This is a genomic window from Plantibacter sp. (assembly GCF_059073635.1).
In genome coordinates this window covers 24,839-48,785 of record NZ_JCACOF010000003.1, presented here as the reverse complement: position 1 = coordinate 48,785, position 23,947 = coordinate 24,839, and the positions used below count along the sequence as shown (strand labels likewise).

Genomic DNA, 23,947 nt, shown 5'->3' with positions numbered 1-23,947 from the left:
TCCCCAAAGGAAACAACCATCGGGCGCGACGCTTGCCATCGCGCCACGGCCCCCCTAGACGGCGAGCGTCACGTGCCGACCGAGCGCTTCGATCGCGGCCTCGTCGCGCTGATAGTGCGACCACTGGCCGATCCGGGTGCACGTCACGAGGCCGGCGCGCTGGAGCGTGGCCATGAACTGCGAGGCCGTCGACTGCGACACCTCGGCCCTCGCCTGGATGTGCTTGAGACACACGCCGACCTCGGCCGCCGGCTGATCCTGCGGCGGGAACGACTCGGGATCCTTCAACCACCCCAGGATGGCCAGGCGCGTCGGGTGGCCGAGCGCCTTGAAGACCGCCACCAGGTCCAACTCGTCAGCGTTCGTCATACGTCGACCATATCGCAATATCGCGATTCCACGATGTTGTGCAACACTGTGGATCGGTAAATCGCGATCTAACGATGGAGATGTCATGACACAGCACACAGCACTGGTGGTCGGAGCCCGCGGAGTGATCGGCGGGAACCTGATCACCCACCTCGAGGGGCTCGGCTGGGACGTGATCGGGTTGTCCCGCCGCGGCGGTACCGACCGGGGATCCGTCAGGCACCTCGCGGTGGACCTGCTCGACCGCGACGCGACCATCCACCAGTTGCAGGGCCTGTCGGAGGTGACGCACCTGTTCTACGCCGCCTACCAGGACCGCCCGAGCTGGGCCGAGCTCGTCGCACCGAACCTCGCGATGCTCACGAACGTCGTCGATGCCGTCGAACCCGTCGCGCCGGGCCTCGAACACATCAGTCTGATGCAGGGCTACAAGGTCTACGGCGCGCACCTGGGACCCTTCGCGACACCCGCGAAGGAGTCCGACCCGCCGCACATGCCGCCGGAGTTCAACGTCGACCAGCAGCAGTTCCTCGAGCGCCGCCAGGTCGGGGCGGCCTGGTCGTGGTCGGCGTTGCGGCCGTCGGTCGTCGCCGGGATCGGCCTGGGCAACCCGATGAACCTGGCGATGGTCATCGCCGTCTACGCGTCCATGAGCAAGGAACTGGGCATCCCGTTGCGCTTCCCCGGCAAGCCCGGCGCGTACACGAGCCTGATCGAGATGACCGACGCCGACCTCCTCGCGAAGGCCACCGTGTGGGCGGCGACCACGGAGCATGCCCGCAACGAGGCGTTCAACATCACGAACGGCGACGTGTTCCGGTGGTCGTCGATGTGGCCGAAGATCGCCGCCTTCTTCGACCTCGACGTCGCGCCGCCACTCGAGATGAGCCTCGCCGAGGTGATGGCCGACAAGGAGGCCCTGTGGAACGCGATGGTCGAGCGGCACGGCCTCGCGCCCACCAGCTACGCCGAGGTGTCGTCGTGGGCGTTCGGCGACTTCGTCTTCGCGTGGGACTACGACGTCATCGCCGACACCTCGAAGTCCCGCCGGGCCGGGTTCCACGAGTACGTCGACACGGAGGCGATGTTCCTCCGGATCTTCCAGGACCTGCGGGAGCAGCGACTCATCCCGTAGGCGCAGGAGCCCGGCTACTGCTCGAAGGCGGCGAGCGCGACGCTCGCCGCCTCCGCGACCAACGCGTCGTCGTACTCGGCGTCCGGGTCGAGTGTGTTCGTGAGGATGGTCAGGACGATCGGGTCGCCGCCCGGCCGGTCGATGATCGCGATGTCGTTCCGGATCCCACCCGCACCCCCGGACTTGTCGGCCACCTGCCATCCCGCCGGAGCACCGGCCCGGATCAGGGTGTCGCCGGTCGCGTTGCCGCTCATCCAGGCGAGGAGCGTCGCCCGGTCGGCGGACTCCAGGTAGGAGCCGTCGACGAGGCGCGTCAGGTTGTCGGTGAACGCGGCAGGGGTGGTGGTGTCATCGGTGCTGCCCGGTTCGATCACGTTCAACAGCGGCTCCGCGTTGACGACCTCGGTCACCTCATCGCCGAGCGTGACGAGGGCGGCGTCCAACGCGGCGGGCCCACCGATCCGCGCGAGGACGAGGTTGAGGGCCGTGTTGTCGCTCTGCCGGACGGCGGCCTCGGCGAGCTGCGACAGGGTCAGGCCGGTCTCGACGTGTTCACTCGTCACCGGCGAATAGCCGGCCGCCTCGACATCCTCAGCCGACCACGTGATGACCTCGTCACGCGCCGAACCGCGCACCTCGTGGAGGAAGACCGCTGCGGCGAGCGCCTTGATCGTCGAGGCGTACCCGAAGCGCTCGTCAGCCCGGTAGGACAGGCGCGCGCCGGTCCCGGTGTCGACGGCGCTGATGCCGACGCGCGCGCCGAACTCGGCCTCCAGGGCTTGGAACTCGCCGGACAGGTCGGGCATCGACGTGGGCGGCGCCGACGTTGGCGCCGAGGTTGGGGAGCTCGGCGACGCCGACGGGGACGGAGTAGCGGAGGCGCACCCCACGAGCCCGAGCACCAGCCCACCGGCCAGGGCGACGGCGACGACGCCACCGGTGCTCCGCGTCATCGACGAACGCCGGCGGTAGCGCCGTGCTCCCGCTCGAACGCGTGCTGCGTCCGACGCGAAGTCGCCACCCGCCGGATGCCGAAGCACGCCCAGACGGTCCAGAACACCGCCATCGCCCAGCTGAGTGGGGAGCCCGCGGCTGCGAACCAGACGGAGCCGGCCACGAAGAGCAGACCGATCGTGATCATCACCCAGCCGACGGTGCGCTCACGTTCGAAGGCGAGCCGTTGCTGCACGAGCGAGTCCATGGGAGGACGCTATCGCGAGATCCGGAACGACGGCGCACGAACCGACGAGACCAGGGCCAGGGCCAGGTCGGGCATGCGCCGATCATTCCTGCCCGGTGAGCCGACGATCGAGGCGCTCGAGGTCCGCCGCAACCATCGCGACGTCCCGCGCGAACGCGTCGTCGTCCAGCTCGATCTGGCGCACGGTGAACACCACCTCGGCACCCTCTGGATGGGCCAGCACGCGGACCGGGTTGGTCACGACGGTCCCCGACGGCAGGGTGACGTCGTGGTCGAGCACGCCGAAGCGGTTGCGCTCGACGAACCGGACCTCCACCCGACCCATCGGCGACTCGACGAACAGCGTGTCGCCCTCGCGGACCACCTCGGCCTGCGCGAGACCGGCCGCCCACCGTGGGAGATTGTCGATGTCGGACGCGTATTCGTAAACGGCTTCCGGCGAAGCGCCGATGACCCGGCTCACATGGTGACTTCTCATGACCGCATCCTGCCACCTCGGTGTGGGATCCATCCGCCACGTCCCGCCTGCGGATGATGCTCCGCGAGCGGGATCGTCCTGCGGGCTGACGATTCGACCATCGACGATTTGTAGCCTGGAGGCATGCCCGGCATCACCCGCAGTCGACCGCCCTTGCCATCACCGGCCCCCATGGAACAGCGACGTCGTCGGCGTCGGCGTGGCCTCATCGCTGCCGTCGTCACGGCATCATTCCTCGCGCTGGTGGTCGGCGGCGCGGTCGTCGCCGCGCCGCTCCTGCGGTCGTACGGGATCTACCTCGTCCCACCATCGCCGCAGACGTATGCGGAGGTCGCGCTGGATGCGATGCAGCGGGGCGTGGACGCGACGCCGGACCGCTACACGCAGGTGCGGGAGCGGGCTCTGGCCTCAGTCGCGGACGCCTCCGACTATGCCGACACCTACGGGCCGCTCACGAAGGCGGCGGCCGAGCTCGGCGGCCCCCACACCACCTTCAACGATCCTGCGACCGCGGCCGAACTGTTCGGGCCGTCGTCGGGATCGAAAGCGGAGAACGAACTGCCCACCGTCACGAGCGCTGACGGCGTGACGACCATCCGCCTCCCGACACTCATCGGTGGCGGCTCCGGAAAGGACTCCTTCGGCCAGCGGTACATCGACACGGCCGTCGATGCGATCACCGCCGCCAGGCCCGACACGTCGGCGTGGGTGGTCGACCTGCGGGACAACCACGGCGGCAACGTGTGGCCCATGCTGGCTGCCGTGGCACCACTGCTCGATGACGGGACCGTCGAGACCTTCGAGTCCGTCGACAGGTCGACGGTCGTCTCGGTGTCGGGCGGCGGCGTCTCGTCCGACGGCAATCGACAGAGCGCGGCGACGAAGCCGCAGCCGAAGGTGGACGGTCCGATCGCCGTGGTCATCGACGGGATGACCGGCAGCTCCGCGGAGGCGGTCGCGATCGCCTTCATCGGGCAGTCGGACGTGCGCGTGTTCGGTCAGCCGAGCTACGGCTTCAGCACGGCGAACCAGCCGGTCCGCCTCTACGACGGCGCGGTCGTCAACCTGACGGTCGCCGTCGACGCCGATCGCACCGGCAAACGCTACGGTGTCCCGATCCAGCCCGACACCGTCGTCGAGGACTTCACGCAGCTCCCCGCGGTGATCGGCGCGTGGGTCGCCGACCGCGGCTGAACGATCCGTCCACCGAGAGTGCCGGTTCTGCTCGTCCGAGCACGCCCAGCGAGCAGAACGAGCACTCTCGGCCACTCGGAACTGGACGTCTGCGGCAACCGGTTTGGACAGGTGTCGGGACTTTCGACTGGCCGTCGAAACCGCCGCTTCGCCGCGTTACCGTGGTCGCGCTCCCACATTCCGTGGAAGTGGAATTCGCGAGAGTCGTTCCGAGCACGGCTTGGCTCGACATGAGCTTGGAGGTCAGTCATGCCATTCGTGACAACGGACGACGGCACGGAAATCTACTACAAGGATCTGGGCGACCCGGCGGCGCAGCCCATCATGTTCCACCACGGTTGGCCGCTGTCGTCGGACGACTGGGACGCGCAGGTGCTCTTCTTCCTGTCGAAGGGGTACCGCGTCGTGGCCAGCGATCGACGTGGACACGGGCGGTCCTCGGAGATCGGGTCCGGCCACGACATGGACCACTACGCCAGCGACGTGTCGGCGGTCGTCGAGCACCTCGACCTGCGCAACGTCGTCCACATCGGGCACTCGACGGGTGGCGGTCAGGTCGCGCGGTATGTCGCCAAGTACGGCGAGCCGCAGGGTCGTGTGGCGAAGGCGGTCCTGGTCTCGTCCGTGCCTCCGCTGATGGTGCAGACCGACGCCAACCCCGAAGGGACACCCATCTCGGTCTTCGACGGCTTCCGGAGCGCGCTCGCCGCGAACCGGGCGGAGTTCTTCCAGGCCGTGGCTTCGGGCCCGTTCTACGGATTCAACCGCGACGGTGTCACCGTGTCCCAGCCCGTCATCGACAACTGGTGGCGTCAGGGCATGACCGGCAGCGCCGTGGCGCACTACGAGGGCATCAAGGCGTTCTCCGAGACCGACCAGACCGAGGACCTCAAGGCGATCTCCGTGCCGGTCCTCTGCATGCAGGGCGATGACGACCAGGTCGTGCCGTACAAGGACGCGGTCATCAAGCAGGCCGAGCTCCTCAGCAACGCGACCCTCAAGGTCTACGAGGGCTTCCCGCACGGCATGCTGACCACCCACGCCGACATCATCAACCCCGACCTCCTCGCCTTCATCGAGCAGTAAGGGAACCACCGTCGGAGACGTGCGGCGCACCCGGGTGATCTCGGGTGCGCCGTTCGTGTGATGGCCGAGTCCGGCCGTCGCAATGACCCGACGTCGATCCCTCGGCGGATGTCTCCGCTGGTGTTCGGGCGAACGGTCGACTCAACGACGCACACATGGACCCGACGCGCCCAGGACGAGGACCGGCCCCCACTCGGACGTGTCAGCGAATTCGTCGAGACGCACGTAGTAGCCGTCATCGGAGATGAAGGAGACGCCACTCGTGAGGTCTGAGGAGTCGTCGGCTGCGACCACCTTCTCGACCTTCCAGGCCGCCCTGTCGGCATACATCGCTGCAGCCTCGTCCAACCAGGCGTTGCGATCGAAGTCCTCCGCGACGCTCACGGTGATGCTGCCGTCGTACTGGACGGCACCGCCGCTGCAGGCGAGTTCCACGTCGTTCTGGCTCACCGTCGACGCTCCGTCCGGCAACGTCGCTTCGAACTCCTGACGCAGGGAGAGCGCTTGTTCCTTGGCAGACTCGTAGCTCGGCCCTCGGTCGAACACACCACACCCCGCCAGTGCGCCGACGAGACACAGGGCGAGGAGAGTGCTGACGGCGCGGCGCATGGGGACCTTCCTACCATGGCGTCACGTGTTAGACACGAGGCATGAGGCACTTCCCGATGACGCATGAGCTCGGCCGGATCGACGTCGTGACGCTCGACGACATCGCCGCCCTCAGTCAGGACGTCGCACTCGACATCGAGCAGGTGCAGGCGGCCTGGCCGGCGTTCGAGAACTCGTTCGACTCGTTGCGGGGCCGCAGGATGATGGGTCTGGTCTACGGAGGAAGTGACAGGTACCGCATGGCGTCCGTGCGGCTGGACCGGGATGCCGACAACCCGCTCGGCCTGGACGAGACCGTGATCCCCGGCGGCGACTACCTCAGGCTGCGTCTTCGCGGCGAGGCGCCCGGCGTCTACGCGCAGATCGCCGGCGCCTTCGACGTGCTCTTCGACCTCGCCGATCACGACGAGAGACCGTCCCCACATCGAGCACTATCGGCGCGAGGGCGAGGTCGACTGCCTCGTTCCGGTCAGGTCGCCGCAGCTGAGCTGTCGGCTCAGCTCACCAACGGGTACCAGTGTCGGTCGCGCAGCTGATGCTCGTCATCGTCGAGACGCACCCAGGTGCCGTCAACCATCGGAGTCGCGTCCGAAGCCCACACGCCGAAGTGGGCGGCAGGGACCGGCCAGTCGTATCCGTCGGCCGGCGCCTCCACGACGTTGCGTACGGCGCCGATGAAGTGCATGCCCGTGTGCTCACCGGTGATGCGTTGCACCAGTTCACGAACGGCCGCCGTGCCGTCGACATCATCGGATGCGGCCTCGAGCATCGGGAGATCGAGCCGACCTGTCCCCTGCCTCGGCACGCAGAACACCCGGTCGGAGTGGCGGAGGAGCAAGCGTACGACCGACATCGGCCGGGGTGGCGTCGTCCGGCGGACCACCTCGGCCCGGCCTCCCGGGAGGAAGCCACGGCGCGTCGTGCGTCACGTGGACGAGCGTCTCGTCTTCGTTCACGCCGCGAGCGTACCCGAATCGAGGGAGCGCGACCGGTGCCGCCTGCTCGAGCTCTCGGTCAGATGCGTTCAGCGAGATCGTTACTCGTTTGCCACTCCCAGCGGCGGGAGGATGCCCTGGGCCGCCGCCACGGCTCGGGCGACGATGAGCGGCGGGTCGACGATCGCTCCGGTGGCGATCAGCGCGTCGAGCTCGGACAGCGGGATGCGCACGAGCCGCACCTGCTCCGCGGGATCCGACAGGTCTGCCAGGCCGGGGCGGATGCCTCGAGTCGAGATGAACAGGTGTGTCGGCCAGGACGCTCGCCCCGGGTTCATGAAGAAGGTGTGCAGCGGTCGGAGGTCGTCCGGAACGATACCGAGCTCTTCTTCGAGCTCACGCCGGGCGGCATCGAGCGGGGCTTCGACCGCGACCCGTCCGGCAATCGGACCTCGTGATCGACCAAGGTGACCCGACCTCGGTGGACCGTCATCTTCCCGAGCGTGGTCCAACGCGATTCATCCGGAACAGGCATCCGCCCACCCTACGTTCGAGTGCCGTCCGGCGATCATGTCGTCAGCGGAAGTCGCCCAGCTGACGCTCGACGGGCACCGTGCCCTCGACGATCACGTCACCGGTGTGCGCGGTCGTGACGGTCTCGATCAAGACGATCTCGACCTCCTCGTCGGCGATGGGATTGTGCTGCACGCCCCGCGGCACCACGAAGAACTGGCCCGGCGTGAGCACGACCTCCTCATCGTCGGGGAGCTGGATACGGAGCGTGCCCGAGACGACGAGGAACATCTCGTCTTCGTTCGCGTGGTCGTGCCAGACCAACTGGCCGAGGAGCTTCGCGACCTTCACGTATTGATCGTTGACCCGCCCGACCACTCGAGGAGTCCAATGGGCCTCGACCTGTCGGAGTTCGGCGGCGATATCGATTCCGTGGAGAGCAGTCATGCATCCATCGTCTCGCGACTGACGTGCCTCGTGGCACGGTATCGCCCCTCAGTCTCGGTGCGCGCCGGCTTCCGACCACACAACTGCAGCACTGAGCGCGCCGGTTGCACGATCTCAGCGCTCTCCACATCCGACTCGGTGCCGACATCAGGGCCATCCGGAGTCCGATGCGATGCCGGTGGCAAGTCCATACGGTCGAGGCATGCCGCTCTCTATCCCGCATCGCCGCGCCCTCCTACCGTTCGCTGCGGTGACCCTCTTCGCTCTCACCCTCCTCATCGCCCCAGCGCCGGGCAGCGTCAGCGTCGTCGGCACGCGCTGGCTCGCCGCCCTCGGCTCGGCCATCCCGAACGTCGAACTCGCCTCGGAGATCGGCCTCGCACTCCTGGCGGCGACGACGATGTCGACGGCTGCGTTCGCCTGGGTCCGCCACCCGGAACGGCGGGCGCGGCTGCTCGCCGGCGCCGCCGGGGTCGGCCTCGCCTACGCCGCGAGCGAGGGACTGAAACTCCTCTTCGCCCAACCTCGACCATGCACCCGGTGGTCGATCGCGACCGAATGCCCGCCGGCCGGCGACTGGTCACTGCCGTCGAATCACGCGACGCTCGCGTTCGGAGCGACCGTCGTCATAGCGATCGCCGTCGGCCGTTGGTGGGTCACATGCTCGGCGCTCGCGCTGGCGGCGCTCGTCGCCGCCGGCCGGGTCGTGCAAGGCGTGCACTACGTCCATGATGTCGCGATGGGAGCGGTCCTGGGCCTGGCGATCACGACCGTCCTCATCGTTGCGACAGTGGCATGGCAGCGCCGCTCAGCCGCGACCCGCTCGTCATCGGGGATGACGGTGACGACAGCCGTGACCCGACGGCGCACCTCACCTACGATGACGTGATGGTCGACGACAACGAGCGCGGATTCCGTCGCGCCCTCATCGAAGCGAGCGCCCACTTCGGGCTCGATCATGAACGCCTCGAGCCGCTCGGCGGGATGACCGGGCGGGTGTTCGGTACCGACGACGTCGTGCTGCGCCTGGGCTCCCCGGAGACGATCGCGCACGAACTCGCCGCTGCGAACGCAGCCTCCGTGGCGGTGCCGGTTCCAGCGACCCTCGGTACCTTCGTCCCGACCGACGGCGGACCATGGGCGGCCTCGCTCATCGAGCGGGTCGACGGCACCGTCGCCGCCGATCTCAGCGGGGTGACCGCGGAGCGGGCCTTCACCCGGGGTCTGGCCTGTGGTCGTGCGCAGGCGGCGCTGTGGACGGTCACCGCTCCGCCGGCGTTCGCCTCCATCGACGGCGAGCGCTCGCTCCTGCATCTCGATCTCCACCCGTTGAACATCCTGCTGGGGCCGGACGACCGCGTGACCGCCGTCATCGACTGGACCAACGCCGCAGCCGGGTCGCCGGACTACGACCGGGCCAGGACCTCCGCCATCTTCCGGCTGGACCCACACGCGATACCGCTGCTCGACCAGCCGGTGTGGCGGGCGTTCCTCGCAGGCTGGACCGACGGGCGCGAGCCTCGACGAGGCGTCGACGGCCGCGCGCATCTGGGCCTGCCGGTTCATGCTGCACGATCTGCAGCATCGCCACCCCGGGGATGCACTCGACCACGTGCGTCACGAGCTGGAGGTCCTCGAGGAGGCCACCGAGAGTGCGCAATCCGTCCCCTGACGCTCCGGTCAAGAGCAGAACGGGCACTCTGGGCGGCGGCGTCAGACCGGCCGGTACCGCATGGCGATCATGCGTGTCTGGCCCCTGCCAGACTGGCATCGATGATCATCCGCACCGAACGAACCACCCTCGAACCGATCTCACCGGCGCTCGCGCGACGCATCGTCGAACGCGATGAGCGCGACGGTGACGCCTGGCACCCGGAGTACCCCTTCGCCGACGAGCTCGGCCCGCTCCGTGGCCTCGCGGAATCGACCACTGGCGACCCGATCTTCACGATGTACCTCATCCGTGACGCCGACGGGTCGGCCGTCGGTGGACTTCGGCTTCTTCGGTCCGCCCGACAGCGATGGCCGCGTCGAGTTCGGCTACGGTCTCGTTCCCGCCGCTCGCGGGGTCGGACTCGCGACGGAAGCGGTCGCCGGCGCACTGTCGTTCGCCGCAGCGCATGGCGCAGAACGGGCGGCCGCGGAGACCGACGTCACCAACCTCGCATCCCAGCGGGTCCTCCTGAAGGCGGGACTCGCCGAGACCGGACGCACGGCCACGACGGTGTCGTTCGCGCGCGAACTCTGACAGGAGATGCCAGCCATGGTCGGGGCCCGACGCCCCCTCCGCCCGCGCGCGACGTGAGGAGACCGTCTGGGTTCCGGGGAACGATGTATGGATCCCGTGAGGACTGGTACTCGGGCAGAATGCGAGGCGTAGACCGGAGGTCATGACCCTCACGACGATCCTGCCTTCACTCCGCCGCAGCATCCCGGACCCGTTCCTCCCCGACCGCTGGCCGGCACACACCCACCTCAGCACCACGGACGTGATCGTCGACGACGTTCCGATGCTGCGCCTGGTCGAGCAGTGCGGAACCCCGTGCGTCCACTCGGCGGCAGCGGTGATCCCCGGCACAGGCGGATGCCCGTCTCCCGTCGAGCAGACCTCCGTGGTCGTCATGCGCGTCGTCGCTGCGGCGTTCGGCGAGGACGGCCATCACCTCACCCTCGACGCCTGTCTCGCAGACGTCGAGCCGTGCTGGTCGGAACTCCGGCTGATCGGGCGAGCGTCGACGACGCACACGGTGTCGTTCCACCTCGACAGCGCGGCAGGAACCGAGCAGCGCGTGCTGCTCCCCCGCGACCTCGCGCCCGGCGACCTGCTCGCCGTGCCGTGTCGCGGGGAGGTCACTCAGGCGGTCGGCTCGGCGTCGGGCTTCATCCAGAACGGCGAGTAGTGGTACCCGTCGGGGTCGTCGAACTGGCGCTGGTACATGAACGGGTAGTCGTCGGTGTCGCCGATCCGTCCACCCGCGGCACCGGCCCGCTCGACGAGCTCGTCGACCGCCTCGCGACTGCCGAGGTCGAAGGAGACCGTCACCTTCGAGGGCGTGTCCGGTCCGCCGATCAGCTCCTCGGTGCCGCCGACGCTCGCGTACATCTCTCGGCTCCCGAGCATGACGTATTGCCCGGGAGCGATCTCGAAACAGGAGACCTGGTCAGAGGACATCGCCGCGTTGCGGGTCCAGCCGAGGGCGTCGTAGAAGGCGGTCGCGCGTTCGACGCTCTCGACCGGACACGTGATGAAGAGGCTCATGCGGTCAAGCTACGCCCGGCGTGAGCGCGCCCACAAGGACGTCTTTCCGAGGTTCACTCGGACGGCGCCCACGGCACGGTCGGATCGATCGTCGTCGCGATCCTCGCGCTGATCTCGGCCAGTTGCCGCACCTGCGCCTCCGTGAGCGAGCCGAAGACGAGCTCCTCGACGAGGGCGTGGTGCGCCGGCGTGGACCGGGCGACGTGCGCGTGGCCGTCGTCCGTGAGGACGGCGAGGGTGAACCGACCGTCGGTGGGGTCGACCTCGCGTCGCACCCAGCCCTGCTTCTCGAGTCGCGAGACCGCGCGGGAGAGCCGCGAGAGCGTGCTGCTCGCGTACCCGGCGAGCGTGCTCATCCGGAGTGTGCGGTCCGGGGCGGTGTCGAGCGCGAAGAGCAGCCCGTGCTCGTAGTGGCTCAGCCCGCTGTCTCGCTGCAGCTGGGCGTCGAGTGCCGCGGGAAGCCGCTCCACCAAGGTGGCGACTGAGGCCCAGGCCGCGAGCCGGTCGCCGCTGAGGCCGGGACGTTCGGCGGATTCGGTCATGGGGCAAGCCTATTCGACTTGCTTGAGCAAGTGAACCGACCTAGGGTGACTTGCCTGAGCAAGTGAATCGGCGCATCGCCGACAGAGGGAGACGACATGGACCTACAACTCCGCGGCAAGACGGCGTTCATCAGCGGATCGACCGGCGGCATCGGTGCCGCCGTCGCGCGGAGGCTCGCTGCCGAAGGCGCACGCGTCATCGTGAACGGGCGCTCCGAGCAGGCGGTGCAGGACGCGGTCGCCGCGCTTCGGCGCACGCACCCCGATGCCGGCCACGACGGGATCGTCGCGGATTTCGCCGATCCCGCCTCCGTCGAGCGACTGCTCGGTGACCTCGGCGCCGTGGACATCCTCGTGAACAACGTGGGCCAGTTCGGTCTCGCGGAGTTCGAGTCCATCTCGGACGACGAGTGGTCCCACGTCCTCGAGGTCAACCTGATGAGCGGCGTCCGGCTGTCCCGGCACGCCCTGCCAGGCATGTTGGATCGCGGCTGGGGGCGCATCCTCTTCATCAGCAGCGAGTCCGGCGTGAACATCCCCGCCGACATGATCCACTACGGCGTCACGAAGGCGGCGATGATCGCCCTCGGCAACGGACTCGCGAAGCGGACCCGCGGCACCGCCGTGACGGTCAACACGATCCTCGGCGGCCCGACCTACTCGGACGGCGTCGCCACGACGATCGAGTCGATCGCCGCCGACCAGGCCGCGCCGGTCGACGCGGTGAAGGCCTCGATCATCGGTCGCAACACCACCACTCTGCTCGAACGCTTCATCGAGCCCGAGGAGATCGCCTCGCTGGCGGCCTACCTCGCGAGCCCACTGGCGTCGGCGACGAACGGTGCAGCCCTCCGCGCGGACGGCGGAGTGTTGACCGGGATGCTCTAGCAAGAGGGCGTGCCGCGCGCTCTGCGACGATCACGCCAGCCACTGGCCGAGCGGGTGGACCAGGTACCGCAACGAGTAAGCCTCCCAGACCGCCCCGATGACCAAAAGGGCCAGCGCCGGCGGGGCGAGCACACCGATCCGCCGCAGCCCCTGCAGGTATCCCTGGCGGTGGCGCACCACTCCGGCGGCCGTCGGCCGGACCCAGAACACGCCGTGCAGGTACACGCCGAGCAGCAGAAGGATGTACGCCTGGAGCTCGATGACGAGCGTGAGCGAGTGCGGGATGAGCGCGACCCATCCGTCGGCGGTCAGGGGCACGAGCGTGATCCCGGTCTGGACCGCCCAGAACCCGAAGGCCGCGAGCCCCGCGAACGGCACGACGACGGACGGCAGGACGATGGTGAGCAGACTCAGTCGGAGGACGTTGACCGCGAGGATCATCAGCGCGAACAGCGGCGGCGTGTCCACGAGCTGTGTGACGAGCGCGGCGGTGCCGTCCTCGACCATGGCCGACTCCCGAGCACGCGTGAGGTCGGGGAAGGCGAGACCGATGAGGAAACCGGCGAGCGTCAGCCCATACGCGAGGGCGTTGAGCACGAGGTAGGCACGTCGATTCTCGCTGATGATCCGGAACGGTCGGAGTGCTGGTGCGCGCATGCTGCTCCTCGGTCGGTTCGATCGGCTGGACGGGCGCGGCGACATCAGGTCCCCGCTCCGCTGTCGAGCAGCCAGTGGTAACGGAGGCGGGAGGCTCGCTCGATCGCGCCGAGCGCCGCCCCCACCCCGAGGGCGATGTTCAGCCACGGGTCGAGGTGCAGCGGTGACTCGAAGGTGCCGAGGGTGTCGGCGATCGGCGGGATCTGCGAGATCGGTTCCGCGATCTGCAGTGCGTTCAAGCCGACGCCGACGAGCAGGAGGACGATCGACAGCGCGCCGAGGACGGAGCTCGCGACGGGGTGTCGACGAGCGAGTTGCAGGCGTCGCCCTTCCGCTGAGCGCGGATCCGGCGCCAGCTGCCGCTCAGAGCCGTCGTCGGCGAGGAAATGGCAACGGCGGAGACCGGATTCGCTCACCCTGACCTCGATGTGTCCGCCGTGCACGTCGAATCGCGCCGGCACCCGGGAGACCAGATGGAGGGCGCCGTCCCGGTAGAGCCTCGCCCTGACGACACCGTCCGACGCATCACCTCCGTGACGGACATCGACCGTGTGCGTGACGGCTCGGCCGTCGGGTTCGTGCAGGGTGATGGACATCACCGACCGGGTGGTCATCTGCCACCAGCGGAACGGCTTCAACGCGCTGCCATCACCGGCCTTCGCTCGGCGCGTCCACCGACGCTCCCGCCAGCTCTGTTCCATCCGTCACGCTCCTCTCCACACCGACCGGCGCCCGTCGGGTCACCTCGACACCGCCATCTCTAGTACAGTGTGATAATCGAGGGACACGCTAGCACGCTGTACTAGAACTGGGAAGAGGGCCCCTGCGCATGACCGAACCGGCAGGCTCCGATACGCGATCCAAGATCCTGATCGCCGCGGCGACGATGCTCGCCGAAGACCCGACCGCGCGACTGAGCGTCCGTGCCGTGGCGGCCAAGGCAGGCGTCAGTACCGGGTCCCTCAGGCACTTCTTCCCGACGCAGCAGGTCCTGCTCGACACCGTCATCGAAGGGCTCCAGACGCTCGACATCCCCGACGATCCCATGGCAGACGCGACGAAGGGGCCGGCCGAACGCCTGCAGGCATGCCTCCAACTCCTCCTCTCCGCGGTCGGCACCGGTGCCGGCGCGCGACAGAACTGGACCGCGCTCCACGACGCCTACGTCGCATCACCCACACCCGAGGAGTCCGCCCAGACCTTCCTCGCGATGGAGCGGCTCGCCGTCAGCCGCGTGGACCGGTGGCTCGCCCGACTCCACGAGGAGGGCGCCCTCGTCGACGGCGATCGAGAGCAGCAGTCGCGTTTCCTGCTCTCGGTCGTGAACGGCCTGTCGCTCGAGCGCGCCTTCCCCGGCGCGCGCGCACGACTCGGGTTCGAGAGCTCGTCCCTCCGACTCGCGGTCACCGCCGTCCTGCGCGCGGACGCCTCGTAGCGACAGGGAGCCTCGTCCGACGACGACGGCCGAGCCGTTCCACGAGCGCCGAGCAGGGTCGGCGGGGGCATCACTCGGAGGAGCGACGCTCCCGGACCGCGTCGAAGGTCCGCTGCAGCGCACCGATGGACGCTTCGGAGTCGACCTGGGCGACTCCGATGAAGAGGCAGTCGACGACCATCAGCTGTGCGATCCGACTGCCGAGCGCTCCCGAGCGGAACGCCGTCTCCCGCGCGGACGTCTGGAGGACGATGTCCGCGCTGGTCGCCAGGGTCGACTCCGCGTGGTTGGTGATCGCGATGGTCGTCGCCCCGGAGCGGGCCGCGAGCCGGAGGTAGTCGACGGTGTCAGCGGTCGCGCCGGAGTGCGAGATCGCGACGGCGACCGCCTGCTCGTCGAGGATCGCAGCGGCGGTCCAGGCGGCATGAGGGTCTGGCCATTCGAGCGCCACGCGCCCGATCCGCGAGAGCTTCCGCTGCAGGTCGACGGCGACGATGGAGCTCGCTCCGACACCGAAGATGTCGACCCGGCGAGCGCCGGCGACCGCGGCGACCGCACGCGTGAGGGCTGCCGTGTCGAGCGCCTGTGCGGTGTCGGCGATCGAGAGGGATTCGTTCGCGGCGACCTTCGCGACGATGTCGTCGAGGCTGTCTCCGGCGACGATGTCGGGCGACTGCACGTTCGTCCCGGCGAGCGCGAGCCGCTCGCGGAGGTTCTCCTCGGTCAGGTCGTGGCGGAAGTCCTTGAAGCGGTCGTAGCCGATCTTGCGCGTGAAGCGCACGACCGTCGTCGTCGACGTCGAGGCCTCCTCGGCGATCTCGGCGACCGACCGCGTTGCGAAGGCACCCGGGTCGGCGAGCAGCGATTCGGCGATCCGCCGCTCGGAGGGACGGAGTTCGTCGAGACGGGCGCGCACCTCGGTGGACACCGCCCGTGATGTCCGGTGGACGTCGGCTCCCATCGGTGCTCCTCTCGACCGTCATCACTGTACCGTCGGCACCCGCGGTCAGGATGTATGGAAATTACCATCCATGATCGAATTGTGTATGTTTGTTGCACCGACTCGCGACCAGTGCCCTCCTCAGGTGCGGACTGGCCGACACGTGTAGCGGAGTACCGCGGGTGCTGCCGGCATGCACGATCCAGGAACCAAGGGAGGTCCCGTGACCAGCTCCACACCACGCAGCGACGTGATCAGCAGCACCGCCCGACGCCGGGCCATCGTCGCCGGCAGCGTCGGCAACTTCATCGAGTGGTACGAGTTCGGGATCTACGGGTTCCTCGCCACGATCCTCGCCGCGCAGTTCTTCAGCGACGGCCAGCAGACCGGTATCGAGTCGCTCATCGCGACCTACGCGTCCTTCGCGATCGCCTTCTTCTTCCGCCCGGTCGGGGCGGCGCTCTTCGGCCGGATCGGCGATCGGATCGGCCGCAAGCCGACGCTCATCCTCGTCCTGGTCATGATGTCCGGGGCGACCGCACTCATCGGCATCCTCCCGACGTACGCCTCCATCGGCATCGCGGCGCCCATCCTGCTCACGATCGTGCGCATCCTGCAGGGCCTCTCCGCCGGCGGTGAGTTCGGCGGCGCCGTCTCGGTCATGACCGAGTTCGCACCGGCCGGGAAGCGCGGCTTCTACGGATCGTGGCAGTCGTTCACGGTCGCGCTCGGACTCCTCGGCGGCGCCGGCACCGTCGCGCTGCTGGCATCCCTGCTGTCCGAAGCCGATCTGGCGGCGTGGGGCTGGCGGATCGCCTTCCTGCTCGCCATCCCCCTCGGCGCGGTCGCCCTGTTCCTCCGCCTGAAGCTCGAGGAGACCCCGGAGTTCCAGAAGGTCGCCGCCGCCGACACCACCGACGTCGCCAAGCCGGTGGTCGTGCGTGCGGGCGCCGCCGAGACCGCCAAGGCGATCCTCCTGGGGATCGGTCGCCTGATGGGCTGGTCCGCCGCCGGGTACACCTTCCTCGTCGTCATGCCCTCCTACCTCCAGAGCAGCCTCAACGCCTCGTTCCAGGAAGCACTGATCTCCACGGTCCTCGCGAACGCCGGCTTCGCCGCGACGATCCTCCCGGCCGGCTGGCTGTCGGACAAGATCGGTCGGCGTTGGGTGATGCTCACCGGCACCGGGCTCATCGTGATCCTGGCGCTGCCCCTGCTCAACGTGCTGCAGAACCCGGACCTCGGCGTCGGAGTCCACGGCCTCGCCGTGTTCGTCGCCGGAGCGGTCGTCGGCCTGATCGCGGGCCCGGGCCCCGCCATGCTCGCCGAGATGTTCCCCACCTCCGTGCGGTACACCGGCCTCGGACTGTCCTACTCGATCTCGAACGCCGTCTTCTCGGGCAGCGCCGGCCTCATCATCACGTCGCTGATCGCCTCGACCGGCAACGTCGACGTCCCGGCGTACTACGTGATGGCGACCTGCCTGGTGAGCGCGATCGCCATCGGCACGCTCCGCGGGAACGCCCACCGGGCGGAGCTGCGCAAGTGAGCCGCCCGATGCGCGTCATCGGCCTCATGTCCGGCACCTCGCACGATGCGATCGACGCCGCCGCAGCCGAGATCAGCGTGGACGGCGACACCCTCGTCGTCCGCCCGCTCGGGATGCTCACCGCCGGGTACGACCCGGAACTGCGAGCCGCGATCACCGCAGCCCTGCCACCGGCGACCACCAGTGTCGACGACATCTGTCGGTTGGACACGCGGATCGGGCAGGCCTTCGCCGACCTCGCGGTCCGAGCGGTCGCGGAGCTCTGCGACGGTGACGCCGACCTGATCGTCTCCCACGGCCAGACGATGTACCACTGGGTCGAGGACGGCCGGGTCGAGGGCACGCTCCAGCTCGGCCAGCCGGCCTGGATCGCCGAACGCACCGGCTGCACCGTCGTCGCCGACCTGCGTTCACGTGACGTCGCGGCCGGCGGGCAGGGTGCTCCGCTCGTCAGCATGATCGACGCGCTCTGGCTGGGTGGCGAGACCGCTGCGGCCGTCAACCTCGGCGGCATCGCCAACGCCACCATCGTGCGGCCCGGCCAGGACCCGATCGCGTTCGACAGCGGACCGGCGAACGCCCTCATCGACGCCGTCGTCGCCGAGCACACCGGCGGCGCCCGGCAGTTCGACGCCGACGGCGAGCTCGCCGCGCGTGGCACCGTCGACGAGGAGACGCTCGACCTCCTCCTGCGCGAGCCGTACTACCAGCGCCCCGCCCCGAAGTCGACGGGCAAGGAACTGTTCCACCTCGACTACCTCCGCGAGCAGCTCGCCGGCCGTCCGACGCTTCCGATCGAGGACCTCGTCGCGACCCTGACCGAGCTGACCGCACGGACCGTCGCCGACGCCGTCCGTGGGGTGGAGCGCGTCATCCTCGCCGGCGGAGGGGTGCGCAATCCCCAGCTCGTCGCGCGCATCCGGGCTGCACTCCCCGAGGCCGACGTCGTCAGCAGCGACGACGCGGGCCTCCCGTCCGACGCGAAGGAGGCGCTCGCCTTCGCCGTCCTCGGCTTCCTGACGGTGAACGGCCAGGCGGGATCCCTCCCCTCGGCCACCGGCGCCTCGCACGGCAGCGTCCTCGGCGCGATCGTCCCGGGGCACTCGCTCCCCGCGCGGACGCTCGACGGGCCGCCTCGCTCGCTGCGGTTCGAAGCATGACCGTCGACAGCCCCACGGACCACCACGACGGCGCCAGCCCGTCCGACCCAGAACGGAGGGCCGTTCGTGCCTGAAGCATCGAGTACCTTGGCAGCGCTCTCCACCGAGGGACGCAACCCGCGCACGGTCGACCTCGACACGCTGGACACGCTCCGGCTGCTCGAGGTGATCAACGACGAGGACCGACTCGTCGCCGACGCGGTCCGAGCGGAACTGCCGAGCATCGCGCGCGCCGTGGAGCGCATCACGGAGGCTCGCCGGCAGGGTGGACGACTGATCTACCTCGGTGCGGGGACGAGCGGTCGGATCGGACTGCTCGACGCGGTCGAGTGCCCGCCGACCTTCGGCACCGACCCCTCCGAGGTCGTTGGGGCTCATCGCCGGGGGCGAGCACGCCTTCGTCGTCGCCGTCGAGGGCGCCGAGGACGACATCGAGCTCGGCGCCTCGGAACTCATCGCGGCCGACCTCCGCCCCACGGACGTCGTCGTCGGTCTCGCGGCCAGCGGTCGCACCCCGTACGTCATCGGCGGCCTGCGCTACGCACGCCACCTGGGCGCGGGGACGATCGCCGTGTCCTGCAACCGGAACGCCCGGATCAGCGCCGAGGCGGACATCGCCATCGAGGTGATGACCGGCCCCGAGGCGCTCACCGGTTCGACCCGTCTGAAGGCCGGCACCGCGCAGAAGCTCGTGTGCAACATGCTGTCCACCGCGTCCATGGTGCGCTCGGGCAAGGTCTTCTCCAATCTGATGGTCGACGTGAAGCCGACCAACGAGAAGCTCGTCGACCGCGCGCAGCGGATCGTCGCCGACGCCACCGGTGTCGAACGGTCGATCGCCGACGCCGCCCTGGAGCAGGCCGGCGCCCACGCCAAGACCGCCGTCGTCATGCTCCTCGCCGACGTGGACGCAGCGACGGCCGCCCGGCTGCTGGAATCGCACGACGGCGACGTCCGCTCGGCCGTGGCCGCGGCGAGCGCCTGAGCAGGAACGAGAGGACACCGTGGAGATCATCATCCTTCCCGACGCCGCCGAGGTCGGTCGCGTCGCCGGCGCGAAGATCGCGTCGATCGTCGCCGGGCGGCCCCAGGCCGTCATCGGGCTCGCGACCGGGTCCAGCCCGCAGGGCATCTACGCGGAACTGGCCCGTCGCGTGCAGGCGGGCTCGCTGTCGTTCGCCGAAGCGCGCGGCTTCGCGCTGGACGAGTACGTGGGCATCCCCGCCGACCACCCCGAGTCGTACGCCAGCGTGATCGCGCGCGAGGTCGTCGCCCCGCTCGGCTTCGACCCCTCGCGCGTCCGCGTCCCGGACGGTCGCGCCGCGGACCTCGCGGCCGCCGCGAAGGAGTACGACCGGGCCATCGCCGAGGCCGGCGGCATCGACGTGCAGATCCTCGGCATCGGGTCGAACGGACACATCGGGTTCAACGAGCCCACGTCGTCGTTCGCGTCACGCACGCGCATCAAGACCCTGGCGCCGAAGACCCGCCAGGACAACGCCCGCTTCTTCGACTCGCCCGACCAGGTGCCGACCCACTGCATGACGCAGGGACTCGGGACCATCCTCGAGGCGCGCGAGCTCGTGTTGGTCGCCCAGGGTGCGGGGAAGGCCGACGCCGTCGCGGCCGCCGTCGAAGGACCGCTCAGCGCGTTCGTCCCCGGGTCGGCGCTCCAGCTGCACGAGCACGCCACCGTCATCGTCGACGAGGCAGCGGCATCAGGGCTGCGGTTGTCGGACTACTATCGCTACACCTACGACAACCGGCCGGACTGGCAACGCTTCGAATGAATCGGCCGGGCGATGGCCGACGACGCCCCATCCTCTGAGGCGTCCGGCCACCGCAGCCGCAACCCAGCACCCCGCTCCCCTGCACCCCGCTGACGCCCGCATTCGAGAAGGAAGCCTCGTGGCACACCCGACCACCGTCCCATCCCTCATCACCGAAGCCATCGGCGAAGCCGTGGGTGACCCCTCCCGGATCCGCACCCGGGCGATCGACCTGGCCGCGTACGCCGGGGATGCATCGCACTACCTGCTGACGCCCGAGGCGGTCGTCATCGCGGAGAGCGCTGCCGAGGTCGCAGCGATCCTCCGGGCGGCGACGCGGTCCGCCGCGCCCGTCACGTTCCGGTCGGGCGGCACCAGCCTGTCCGGTCAGGCCTCCGGTTCCGGCATCATCGTCGACACCAGGCAGCGGTTCAAGTCCATCGAGGTGCTCGACGACGGCAAGCGCGTCCGGGTGCAGCCGGGGGCGACGGTGGCGCAGGTCAACGCGCGACTCACGCGACTCGGCTACCGCCTCGGCCCGGACCCGGCGAGCGAGGTGGCGTGCACGATCGGCGGCGTCATCGCGAACAACTCCAGCGGCATGGCCTGCGGGATCGACGAGAACACCTACCGGACGCTGGAGTCGATGGTGTTCGTCCTCCCGTCCGGCACCACGATCGACACGGCCGACCCGACGGCCGACCGACAGCTCCACGAAGCGGAACCGGAGCTCGCCGAGGGCATCGAGCGCCTGCAGCGCCGCGTGCGATCGGACCCGGCGTCGGTCGCGTCCATCGAGCGCCAGTTCTCCCTGAAGAACACCATGGGGTACGGGATCAACGCGTTCCTCGACTTCGAGTCGCCCGTGGACGTCCTGCAGCACCTCATCATCGGCTCGGAGGGCACGCTGGCATTCGTCGCCGAGGCGACCTTCCGCACCGTCCCCGTCCTCCCGCTGGTGTCGACGGCGCTGGCCGTGTTCCCCTCCCTCGACGCGGCGACGCGCGCGCTGCCCGAGCTGGTCGCGTCCGGAGCCGCGACGCTCGAGCTCATGGACGCCACGTCCCTGACGGTCGGGCAGCGTCTCCCCGGCAGCCCGGCGGAGATCCAGGGCTTCACGCCGCAGGATCACGCGGCACTCCTCGTCGAGTACCGCTCCGAGGACGCCGTCGAACTCAGGGACCGCGCGACGGCGGGCGGTGTGCTCCTGAACGGTCTGGACGTGCACGCGCCGGTGGTGTTCTCGAGCGACGCGTCCCAGCGGTCGCGCGCCTGGGCACTCCGGAAGGGCCTCTACGCCTCGGTCGCGGGAGCGCGACCCTCCGGCACCACGGCCCTCCTCGAGGACATCGTCGTGCCGACCGCCGCCCTCGCAGACACCTGCGCGAGCCTGCAGGAGCTCTTCGTGCAGCACGCCTATCGCGACTCGGTCATCTTCGGCCACGCGAAGGACGGCAACATCCACTTCATGCTGACCGACCGGTTCGAGGGCGACGCCGCGCTCGGCCGGTTCAACGGCTTCACCGAGCAGATGGTCGACCTCGTCCTCGACGGCGGGCGGCAACCTGAAGGCCGAGCACGGCACGGGTCGCGCCATGGCACCGTACGTCCGCCGGCAGTACGGCGATGAACTGTACGGGGTGATGCTCGAGCTGAAGCGGTTGGTCGACCCGGCCGGGGTGATGAACCCCGGCGTGCTGATCGACGAGGATCCCCAGGCGCACCTCCAGGGGATCAAGCTCCAGCCGACCGTCGAGGAGGAGGTCGACCGCTGCGTGGAGTGCGGGTACTGCGAACCCGTCTGCCCGAGTCGCGACCTGACGCTGACGCCGCGGCAGCGCATCGTCGTCCGCCGTGCCGAGGAGTCCGCTCGCGCTCGCGGGGACATCGCCCTCGCGGAGGAGCTCGCGGACGACTACGACTACGCCGGCGTGCAGACCTGTGCCGTCGACGGGATGTGTCAGACGGCGTGCCCGGTCCAGATCAACACGGGCGCGCTGGTCAAGCGCATCCGGCGCACCGAGGCGGCTCCGGTCGCCGCCGCGGGCTGGAAGGCTGCTGCCACCGGTTGGGGGCCGGTCACGAGGATCGGTTCGGTCGCGCTCTCCGGCGCGAAGCTCCTGCCGGCTCCGGTGGTCGGTGCGGTGACGGACGTCGCGCGTGCCGTGCTCGGCGCGGACACCGTGCCGAAGTACTCGGGCGATCTGCCGGGCGGCGGACGCTCGCGGAAGGCCCTCGGTCGGACGGTGGGCGCCGGTGACGGTCCGACCGTCGGCATCTACGTCCCGGCGTGCGTGAACAGCATGTTCGGCGCGGCGGACGGCGGGGACGGCGTCATGGGCGCTTTCACCCGACTGCTCGAGCGGGCGGGCCTGAGCATGATGGTCCCCGACGGCGTCGAGTCGATCTGTTGCGGCACCCCGTGGTCGTCGAAGGGGTTCGCGTCCGGTGCTGCGGTGAACGAGCAACGCACGGTCGAACGCATCCGAGCGGCCGTGGCCGACAGCGGCCTCGTGGTCGTCAGCGACGCGTCGAGCTGCACCGAGGGCTTCGCGAAGCTCCTCAGCGAGAGCGGCGTGGTCGTCGAGGACGCGGTGGCCTTCGCCGCCCGGGAGATCCTGCCTCGGGTCGACGTCTCAGCGCAGATCGAGCAACTCGTCCTGCACCCGACCTGCTCCTCACGACAGATGGGCCTCGACCCGGATCTCGTGCTGATCGGCGAAGCCGTGGCCGAGCGCGTGCACGTCCCGGACGACTGGGGCTGCTGCGCCTTCGCCGGCGACCGCGGCATGCTGCACCCCGAGCTGACGGCGTCCGCGACGAAAGCCGAGGCCGCCGAGGTCGCCGCCCTCGGTGCCGACGCGCACGCGTCGTGCAACCGCACCTGCGAACTCGGGATGACCCGCGCCACGGGCGAGGACTACCGCCACGTGCTCGAGCTGCTCGACGCCGCGTCGGCAGCGCCCGCCGAAAGCGCACGTTCCGCTCACTGAGACGCGCGTGGCGAGCGGAACGGGCACTCTCGGCGCTTGCGCCGGTTCCTAGCCCAGGCTCGCACCGTGGCATCTGCAGCGACATCGCGCCGGCTCGTCGAGGAGCTGGTCCCAGGCGGATCGTTCGCACATGGCGTGTCTCCCGAGACGGCAGTCATGGGAGAGGAGCGGCTTCGGCCGCATACCGCGCCTCAAGGGACGCTCATTCGGTGCCGTCGCCGGTTGATGCGAGGACATGCTCCGCGTACCCGCCACAGCCGGCGTCCTCCCAGTTGTAGCTTTCGCCCGCGAGCCGCGTGCCGACGTACGCCTTCCACTCCGGCGTGCCGACTGCGGGGAGATCGATGGAGTTGCTGCGGCGTTGATCCTCCGTCCGCTCCCACGGGAGGGAGAAGGTGAAGTCCAGGCCGAGTTCCGCCATGCATTGCGCCGCGATGAAGTTCCGGGTGACGAGCAGTTCCTGCACCGCACGTTGCTGGGGCGTGAGCGTGCTCGGGTAGGTCACGAGCTTCGGGTCGGTGTCCGCGTCGTAGACCGGCGTTCCGAAGGTGTTGCGCCGGCGGTCGTCCGCAGTCGTGATCGTGGGATCCGGATTCAGGTACGCGGAGACATCGACGCCACGGTCCTCGAGCGGGACGAATTCGAACGTGCCGACGGTGCGCTGTTCGGCCGCGTGCGCGGTCTGGACGACCGCCGCCGCCCCGGTGCCAGCGAACACGCCGACACCGAGGGCGGCCACTAGGAGCGCTGTCATGGTTCGCGCTCGGCTCCGCGGGACCAGACGTGCA

29 protein-coding genes and 1 pseudogene are annotated in these 23,947 nt (G+C 69.6%); 16 read left to right on the top strand and 14 right to left on the bottom strand.

The genetic code is table 11. From position 1 onward, the window contains the following. Positions 1-54: 54 nt before the first annotated feature. The gene (locus AC5JOC_RS03310) at positions 55-369 is read right to left on the bottom strand and encodes an ArsR/SmtB family transcription factor (protein ID WP_124767719.1); all 315 of its coding nucleotides are present in this window, start codon (positions 367-369) and stop codon (positions 55-57) included. A gap of 85 nt (positions 370-454) precedes the next feature. Here AC5JOC_RS03310 and AC5JOC_RS03305 point away from each other — a divergent pair, with 85 nt between their 5' ends. Beyond that, the gene (locus AC5JOC_RS03305) at positions 455-1,504 is read left to right on the top strand and encodes an SDR family oxidoreductase (protein ID WP_494245348.1); all 1,050 of its coding nucleotides are present in this window, start codon (positions 455-457) and stop codon (positions 1,502-1,504) included. Between the two features lie 14 nt (positions 1,505-1,518). Here AC5JOC_RS03305 and bla read toward each other — a convergent pair whose 3' ends face one another. The 3 genes from bla to AC5JOC_RS03290 all read right to left on the bottom strand — a co-directional run bounded on the left by bla (position 1,519) and on the right by AC5JOC_RS03290 (position 3,183). Next, a complete protein-coding gene (gene bla, locus AC5JOC_RS03300) occupies positions 1,519-2,457 on the bottom strand; it encodes a class A beta-lactamase (RefSeq protein WP_494245347.1) in 939 nt (312 codons plus the stop codon). Beyond that, complete coding sequence (locus tag AC5JOC_RS03295) at positions 2,454-2,705, bottom strand: hypothetical protein (RefSeq protein ID WP_494245346.1); 252 nt, start codon at positions 2,703-2,705, stop codon at positions 2,454-2,456. The genes bla and AC5JOC_RS03295 overlap by 4 nt, the downstream gene beginning before the upstream one ends. An 82-nt stretch (positions 2,706-2,787) precedes the next feature. After that, entirely contained in the window at positions 2,788-3,183 is a 396-nt protein-coding gene (locus AC5JOC_RS03290) for an SRPBCC family protein (protein ID WP_494245344.1), read from the bottom strand. Positions 3,184-3,306: 123 nt separating this feature from the next. On the opposite strand from AC5JOC_RS03290, the gene AC5JOC_RS03285 reads away from it, so the two are divergent. Together AC5JOC_RS03285 and AC5JOC_RS03280 are read left to right on the top strand one after the other, a co-directional pair. Continuing rightward, positions 3,307-4,377, top strand: a complete 1,071-nt coding sequence (locus AC5JOC_RS03285) for a S41 family peptidase (RefSeq protein ID WP_086472352.1) — start codon at positions 3,307-3,309, stop codon at positions 4,375-4,377. Positions 4,378-4,626: 249 nt separating this feature from the next. Beyond that, on the top strand, positions 4,627-5,463 hold the full coding sequence (locus tag AC5JOC_RS03280) for an alpha/beta fold hydrolase (RefSeq protein ID WP_086472353.1): 837 nt from the start codon (positions 4,627-4,629) through the stop codon (positions 5,461-5,463). A 141-nt stretch (positions 5,464-5,604) separates the two neighbouring features. On the opposite strand, the gene AC5JOC_RS03275 is transcribed toward AC5JOC_RS03280, so the two are convergent. Next, positions 5,605-6,072 (bottom strand): LptM family lipoprotein, encoded by a 468-nt coding sequence (locus tag AC5JOC_RS03275; protein ID WP_124767723.1) that lies wholly within the window; start codon positions 6,070-6,072, stop codon positions 5,605-5,607. 41 nt (positions 6,073-6,113) lie between these two features. Here AC5JOC_RS03275 and AC5JOC_RS03270 point away from each other — a divergent pair, with 41 nt between their 5' ends. Continuing rightward, entirely contained in the window at positions 6,114-6,608 is a 495-nt protein-coding gene (locus AC5JOC_RS03270) for a GyrI-like domain-containing protein (protein ID WP_494245342.1), read from the top strand. On the opposite strand, the gene AC5JOC_RS03265 is transcribed toward AC5JOC_RS03270, so the two are convergent. From AC5JOC_RS03265 to AC5JOC_RS03255, 3 genes are all read right to left on the bottom strand, one after another. After that, positions 6,569-6,841 carry a hypothetical protein gene (locus tag AC5JOC_RS03265; RefSeq protein ID WP_494245340.1) on the bottom strand — a complete coding sequence of 91 codons (273 nt, stop codon included), beginning with the start codon at positions 6,839-6,841 and terminating at the stop codon, positions 6,569-6,571. The genes AC5JOC_RS03270 and AC5JOC_RS03265 overlap by 40 nt on opposite strands. 267 nt (positions 6,842-7,108) lie before the next feature. After that, positions 7,109-7,519: an NUDIX hydrolase gene (locus tag AC5JOC_RS03260; RefSeq protein ID WP_494245339.1), complete on the bottom strand. Its 411-nt coding sequence runs from the start codon at positions 7,517-7,519 to the stop codon at positions 7,109-7,111. Between the two features lie 64 nt (positions 7,520-7,583). Beyond that, positions 7,584-7,967, bottom strand: a complete 384-nt coding sequence (locus AC5JOC_RS03255) for a cupin domain-containing protein (protein ID WP_079704208.1) — start codon at positions 7,965-7,967, stop codon at positions 7,584-7,586. 250 nt (positions 7,968-8,217) lie between these two features. Here AC5JOC_RS03255 and AC5JOC_RS03250 point away from each other — a divergent pair, with 250 nt between their 5' ends. The 4 genes and pseudogenes from AC5JOC_RS03250 (at position 8,218) to AC5JOC_RS03235 (ending at position 10,867) form a co-directional block, all read left to right on the top strand. Beyond that, positions 8,218-8,856, top strand: a complete 639-nt coding sequence (locus tag AC5JOC_RS03250) for a phosphatase PAP2 family protein (protein ID WP_494245337.1) — start codon at positions 8,218-8,220, stop codon at positions 8,854-8,856. Beyond that, positions 8,763-9,458: pseudogene (locus AC5JOC_RS03245) on the top strand (phosphotransferase); the annotation flags it as partial. The gene AC5JOC_RS03250 and the pseudogene AC5JOC_RS03245, both read left to right, overlap by 94 nt. A 472-nt stretch (positions 9,459-9,930) precedes the next feature. Continuing rightward, the gene (locus AC5JOC_RS03240; RefSeq protein WP_494245335.1) at positions 9,931-10,215 is read left to right on the top strand and encodes a GNAT family N-acetyltransferase; all 285 of its coding nucleotides are present in this window, start codon (positions 9,931-9,933) and stop codon (positions 10,213-10,215) included. 142 nt (positions 10,216-10,357) lie between these two features. Continuing rightward, positions 10,358-10,867: a hypothetical protein gene (locus AC5JOC_RS03235; protein ID WP_494245334.1), complete on the top strand. Its 510-nt coding sequence runs from the start codon at positions 10,358-10,360 to the stop codon at positions 10,865-10,867. Here AC5JOC_RS03235 and AC5JOC_RS03230 read toward each other — a convergent pair. Both AC5JOC_RS03230 and AC5JOC_RS03225 read right to left on the bottom strand, forming a co-directional pair. Continuing rightward, positions 10,822-11,226 carry a VOC family protein gene (locus AC5JOC_RS03230; RefSeq protein ID WP_124767731.1) on the bottom strand — a complete coding sequence of 135 codons (405 nt, stop codon included), beginning with the start codon at positions 11,224-11,226 and terminating at the stop codon, positions 10,822-10,824. The genes AC5JOC_RS03235 and AC5JOC_RS03230 overlap by 46 nt on opposite strands. A 53-nt stretch (positions 11,227-11,279) precedes the next feature. After that, positions 11,280-11,768: a MarR family winged helix-turn-helix transcriptional regulator gene (locus AC5JOC_RS03225; RefSeq protein ID WP_494245332.1), complete on the bottom strand. Its 489-nt coding sequence runs from the start codon at positions 11,766-11,768 to the stop codon at positions 11,280-11,282. Between the two features lie 96 nt (positions 11,769-11,864). Here AC5JOC_RS03225 and AC5JOC_RS03220 point away from each other — a divergent pair, with 96 nt between their 5' ends. Continuing rightward, a complete protein-coding gene (locus AC5JOC_RS03220) occupies positions 11,865-12,656 on the top strand; it encodes an SDR family NAD(P)-dependent oxidoreductase (protein WP_494245330.1) in 792 nt (263 codons plus the stop codon). A gap of 30 nt (positions 12,657-12,686) precedes the next feature. Here AC5JOC_RS03220 and AC5JOC_RS03215 read toward each other — a convergent pair whose 3' ends face one another. Both AC5JOC_RS03215 and AC5JOC_RS03210 read right to left on the bottom strand, forming a co-directional pair. Continuing rightward, the gene (locus AC5JOC_RS03215; protein ID WP_494245328.1) at positions 12,687-13,313 is read right to left on the bottom strand and encodes a hypothetical protein; all 627 of its coding nucleotides are present in this window, start codon (positions 13,311-13,313) and stop codon (positions 12,687-12,689) included. Between the two features lie 44 nt (positions 13,314-13,357). Continuing rightward, entirely contained in the window at positions 13,358-14,014 is a 657-nt protein-coding gene (locus AC5JOC_RS03210) for a hypothetical protein (RefSeq protein WP_494245326.1), read from the bottom strand. A gap of 128 nt (positions 14,015-14,142) precedes the next feature. Between AC5JOC_RS03210 and AC5JOC_RS03205 the strand changes: the two genes are divergently transcribed. Next, a complete protein-coding gene (locus AC5JOC_RS03205; RefSeq protein ID WP_494245325.1) occupies positions 14,143-14,748 on the top strand; it encodes a TetR/AcrR family transcriptional regulator in 606 nt (201 codons plus the stop codon). A gap of 70 nt (positions 14,749-14,818) precedes the next feature. On the opposite strand, the gene AC5JOC_RS03200 is transcribed toward AC5JOC_RS03205, so the two are convergent. Further along, the gene (locus AC5JOC_RS03200) at positions 14,819-15,709 is read right to left on the bottom strand and encodes a MurR/RpiR family transcriptional regulator (protein WP_064295640.1); all 891 of its coding nucleotides are present in this window, start codon (positions 15,707-15,709) and stop codon (positions 14,819-14,821) included. A gap of 202 nt (positions 15,710-15,911) precedes the next feature. On the opposite strand from AC5JOC_RS03200, the gene AC5JOC_RS03195 reads away from it, so the two are divergent. The 6 genes from AC5JOC_RS03195 to AC5JOC_RS03170 all read left to right on the top strand — a co-directional run bounded on the left by AC5JOC_RS03195 (position 15,912) and on the right by AC5JOC_RS03170 (position 23,159). Continuing rightward, positions 15,912-17,237 carry an MFS transporter gene (locus AC5JOC_RS03195; RefSeq protein WP_430893029.1) on the top strand — a complete coding sequence of 442 codons (1,326 nt, stop codon included), beginning with the start codon at positions 15,912-15,914 and terminating at the stop codon, positions 17,235-17,237. After that, positions 17,234-18,397 carry an anhydro-N-acetylmuramic acid kinase gene (locus AC5JOC_RS03190; protein WP_494245324.1) on the top strand — a complete coding sequence of 388 codons (1,164 nt, stop codon included), beginning with the start codon at positions 17,234-17,236 and terminating at the stop codon, positions 18,395-18,397. The genes AC5JOC_RS03195 and AC5JOC_RS03190 overlap by 4 nt, the downstream gene beginning before the upstream one ends. A 367-nt stretch (positions 18,398-18,764) precedes the next feature. Beyond that, entirely contained in the window at positions 18,765-19,382 is a 618-nt protein-coding gene (locus tag AC5JOC_RS03185) for an N-acetylmuramic acid 6-phosphate etherase (protein WP_494245322.1), read from the top strand. A 19-nt stretch (positions 19,383-19,401) separates the two neighbouring features. After that, on the top strand, positions 19,402-20,187 hold the full coding sequence (gene nagB / locus AC5JOC_RS03180) for a glucosamine-6-phosphate deaminase (protein ID WP_137243006.1): 786 nt from the start codon (positions 19,402-19,404) through the stop codon (positions 20,185-20,187). Positions 20,188-20,305: 118 nt separating this feature from the next. Beyond that, complete coding sequence (locus AC5JOC_RS03175; RefSeq protein WP_494245320.1) at positions 20,306-21,796, top strand: FAD-binding oxidoreductase; 1,491 nt, start codon at positions 20,306-20,308, stop codon at positions 21,794-21,796. Further along, positions 21,762-23,159, top strand: coding sequence for a (Fe-S)-binding protein (locus AC5JOC_RS03170; protein WP_494245319.1), 1,398 nt, complete (start codon positions 21,762-21,764; stop codon positions 23,157-23,159). Before AC5JOC_RS03175 ends, AC5JOC_RS03170 begins: the two co-directional genes overlap by 35 nt. Before the next feature lie 202 nt (positions 23,160-23,361). Here AC5JOC_RS03170 and AC5JOC_RS03165 read toward each other — a convergent pair whose 3' ends face one another. Further along, complete coding sequence (locus AC5JOC_RS03165) at positions 23,362-23,913, bottom strand: hypothetical protein (RefSeq protein ID WP_494245317.1); 552 nt, start codon at positions 23,911-23,913, stop codon at positions 23,362-23,364. Positions 23,914-23,947: the final 34 nt, after the last annotated feature.

Excerpts from the sequence above, each read along its gene's own strand:
- AC5JOC_RS03310 (WP_124767719.1), bottom strand. The coding sequence starts at position 369 with ATGACGAACGCTGACGAGTTGGACCTGGTGGCGGTCTTCAAGGCGCTC.
- AC5JOC_RS03305 (WP_494245348.1), top strand. The coding sequence starts at position 455 with ATGACACAGCACACAGCACTGGTGGTCGGAGCCCGCGGAGTGATCGGC.
- bla (WP_494245347.1), bottom strand. The coding sequence starts at position 2,457 with ATGACGCGGAGCACCGGTGGCGTCGTCGCCGTCGCCCTGGCCGGTGGG.
- AC5JOC_RS03295 (WP_494245346.1), bottom strand. The coding sequence starts at position 2,705 with ATGGACTCGCTCGTGCAGCAACGGCTCGCCTTCGAACGTGAGCGCACC.
- AC5JOC_RS03290 (WP_494245344.1), bottom strand. The coding sequence starts at position 3,183 with ATGAGAAGTCACCATGTGAGCCGGGTCATCGGCGCTTCGCCGGAAGCC.
- AC5JOC_RS03285 (WP_086472352.1), top strand. The coding sequence starts at position 3,307 with ATGCCCGGCATCACCCGCAGTCGACCGCCCTTGCCATCACCGGCCCCC.
- AC5JOC_RS03280 (WP_086472353.1), top strand. The coding sequence starts at position 4,627 with ATGCCATTCGTGACAACGGACGACGGCACGGAAATCTACTACAAGGAT.
- AC5JOC_RS03275 (WP_124767723.1), bottom strand. The coding sequence starts at position 6,072 with ATGCGCCGCGCCGTCAGCACTCTCCTCGCCCTGTGTCTCGTCGGCGCA.
- AC5JOC_RS03270 (WP_494245342.1), top strand. The coding sequence starts at position 6,114 with ATGAGGCACTTCCCGATGACGCATGAGCTCGGCCGGATCGACGTCGTG.
- AC5JOC_RS03265 (WP_494245340.1), bottom strand. The coding sequence starts at position 6,841 with ATGCTCGAGGCCGCATCCGATGATGTCGACGGCACGGCGGCCGTTCGT.
- AC5JOC_RS03255 (WP_079704208.1), bottom strand. The coding sequence starts at position 7,967 with ATGACTGCTCTCCACGGAATCGATATCGCCGCCGAACTCCGACAGGTC.
- AC5JOC_RS03235 (WP_494245334.1), top strand. The coding sequence starts at position 10,358 with ATGACCCTCACGACGATCCTGCCTTCACTCCGCCGCAGCATCCCGGAC.
- AC5JOC_RS03230 (WP_124767731.1), bottom strand. The coding sequence starts at position 11,226 with ATGAGCCTCTTCATCACGTGTCCGGTCGAGAGCGTCGAACGCGCGACC.
- AC5JOC_RS03225 (WP_494245332.1), bottom strand. The coding sequence starts at position 11,768 with ATGACCGAATCCGCCGAACGTCCCGGCCTCAGCGGCGACCGGCTCGCG.
- AC5JOC_RS03220 (WP_494245330.1), top strand. The coding sequence starts at position 11,865 with ATGGACCTACAACTCCGCGGCAAGACGGCGTTCATCAGCGGATCGACC.
- AC5JOC_RS03215 (WP_494245328.1), bottom strand. The coding sequence starts at position 13,313 with ATGCGCGCACCAGCACTCCGACCGTTCCGGATCATCAGCGAGAATCGA.
- AC5JOC_RS03210 (WP_494245326.1), bottom strand. The coding sequence starts at position 14,014 with ATGGAACAGAGCTGGCGGGAGCGTCGGTGGACGCGCCGAGCGAAGGCC.
- AC5JOC_RS03205 (WP_494245325.1), top strand. The coding sequence starts at position 14,143 with ATGACCGAACCGGCAGGCTCCGATACGCGATCCAAGATCCTGATCGCC.
- AC5JOC_RS03200 (WP_064295640.1), bottom strand. The coding sequence starts at position 15,709 with ATGGGAGCCGACGTCCACCGGACATCACGGGCGGTGTCCACCGAGGTG.
- AC5JOC_RS03170 (WP_494245319.1), top strand. The coding sequence starts at position 21,762 with ATGGCACCGTACGTCCGCCGGCAGTACGGCGATGAACTGTACGGGGTG.
- AC5JOC_RS03165 (WP_494245317.1), bottom strand. The coding sequence starts at position 23,913 with ATGACAGCGCTCCTAGTGGCCGCCCTCGGTGTCGGCGTGTTCGCTGGC.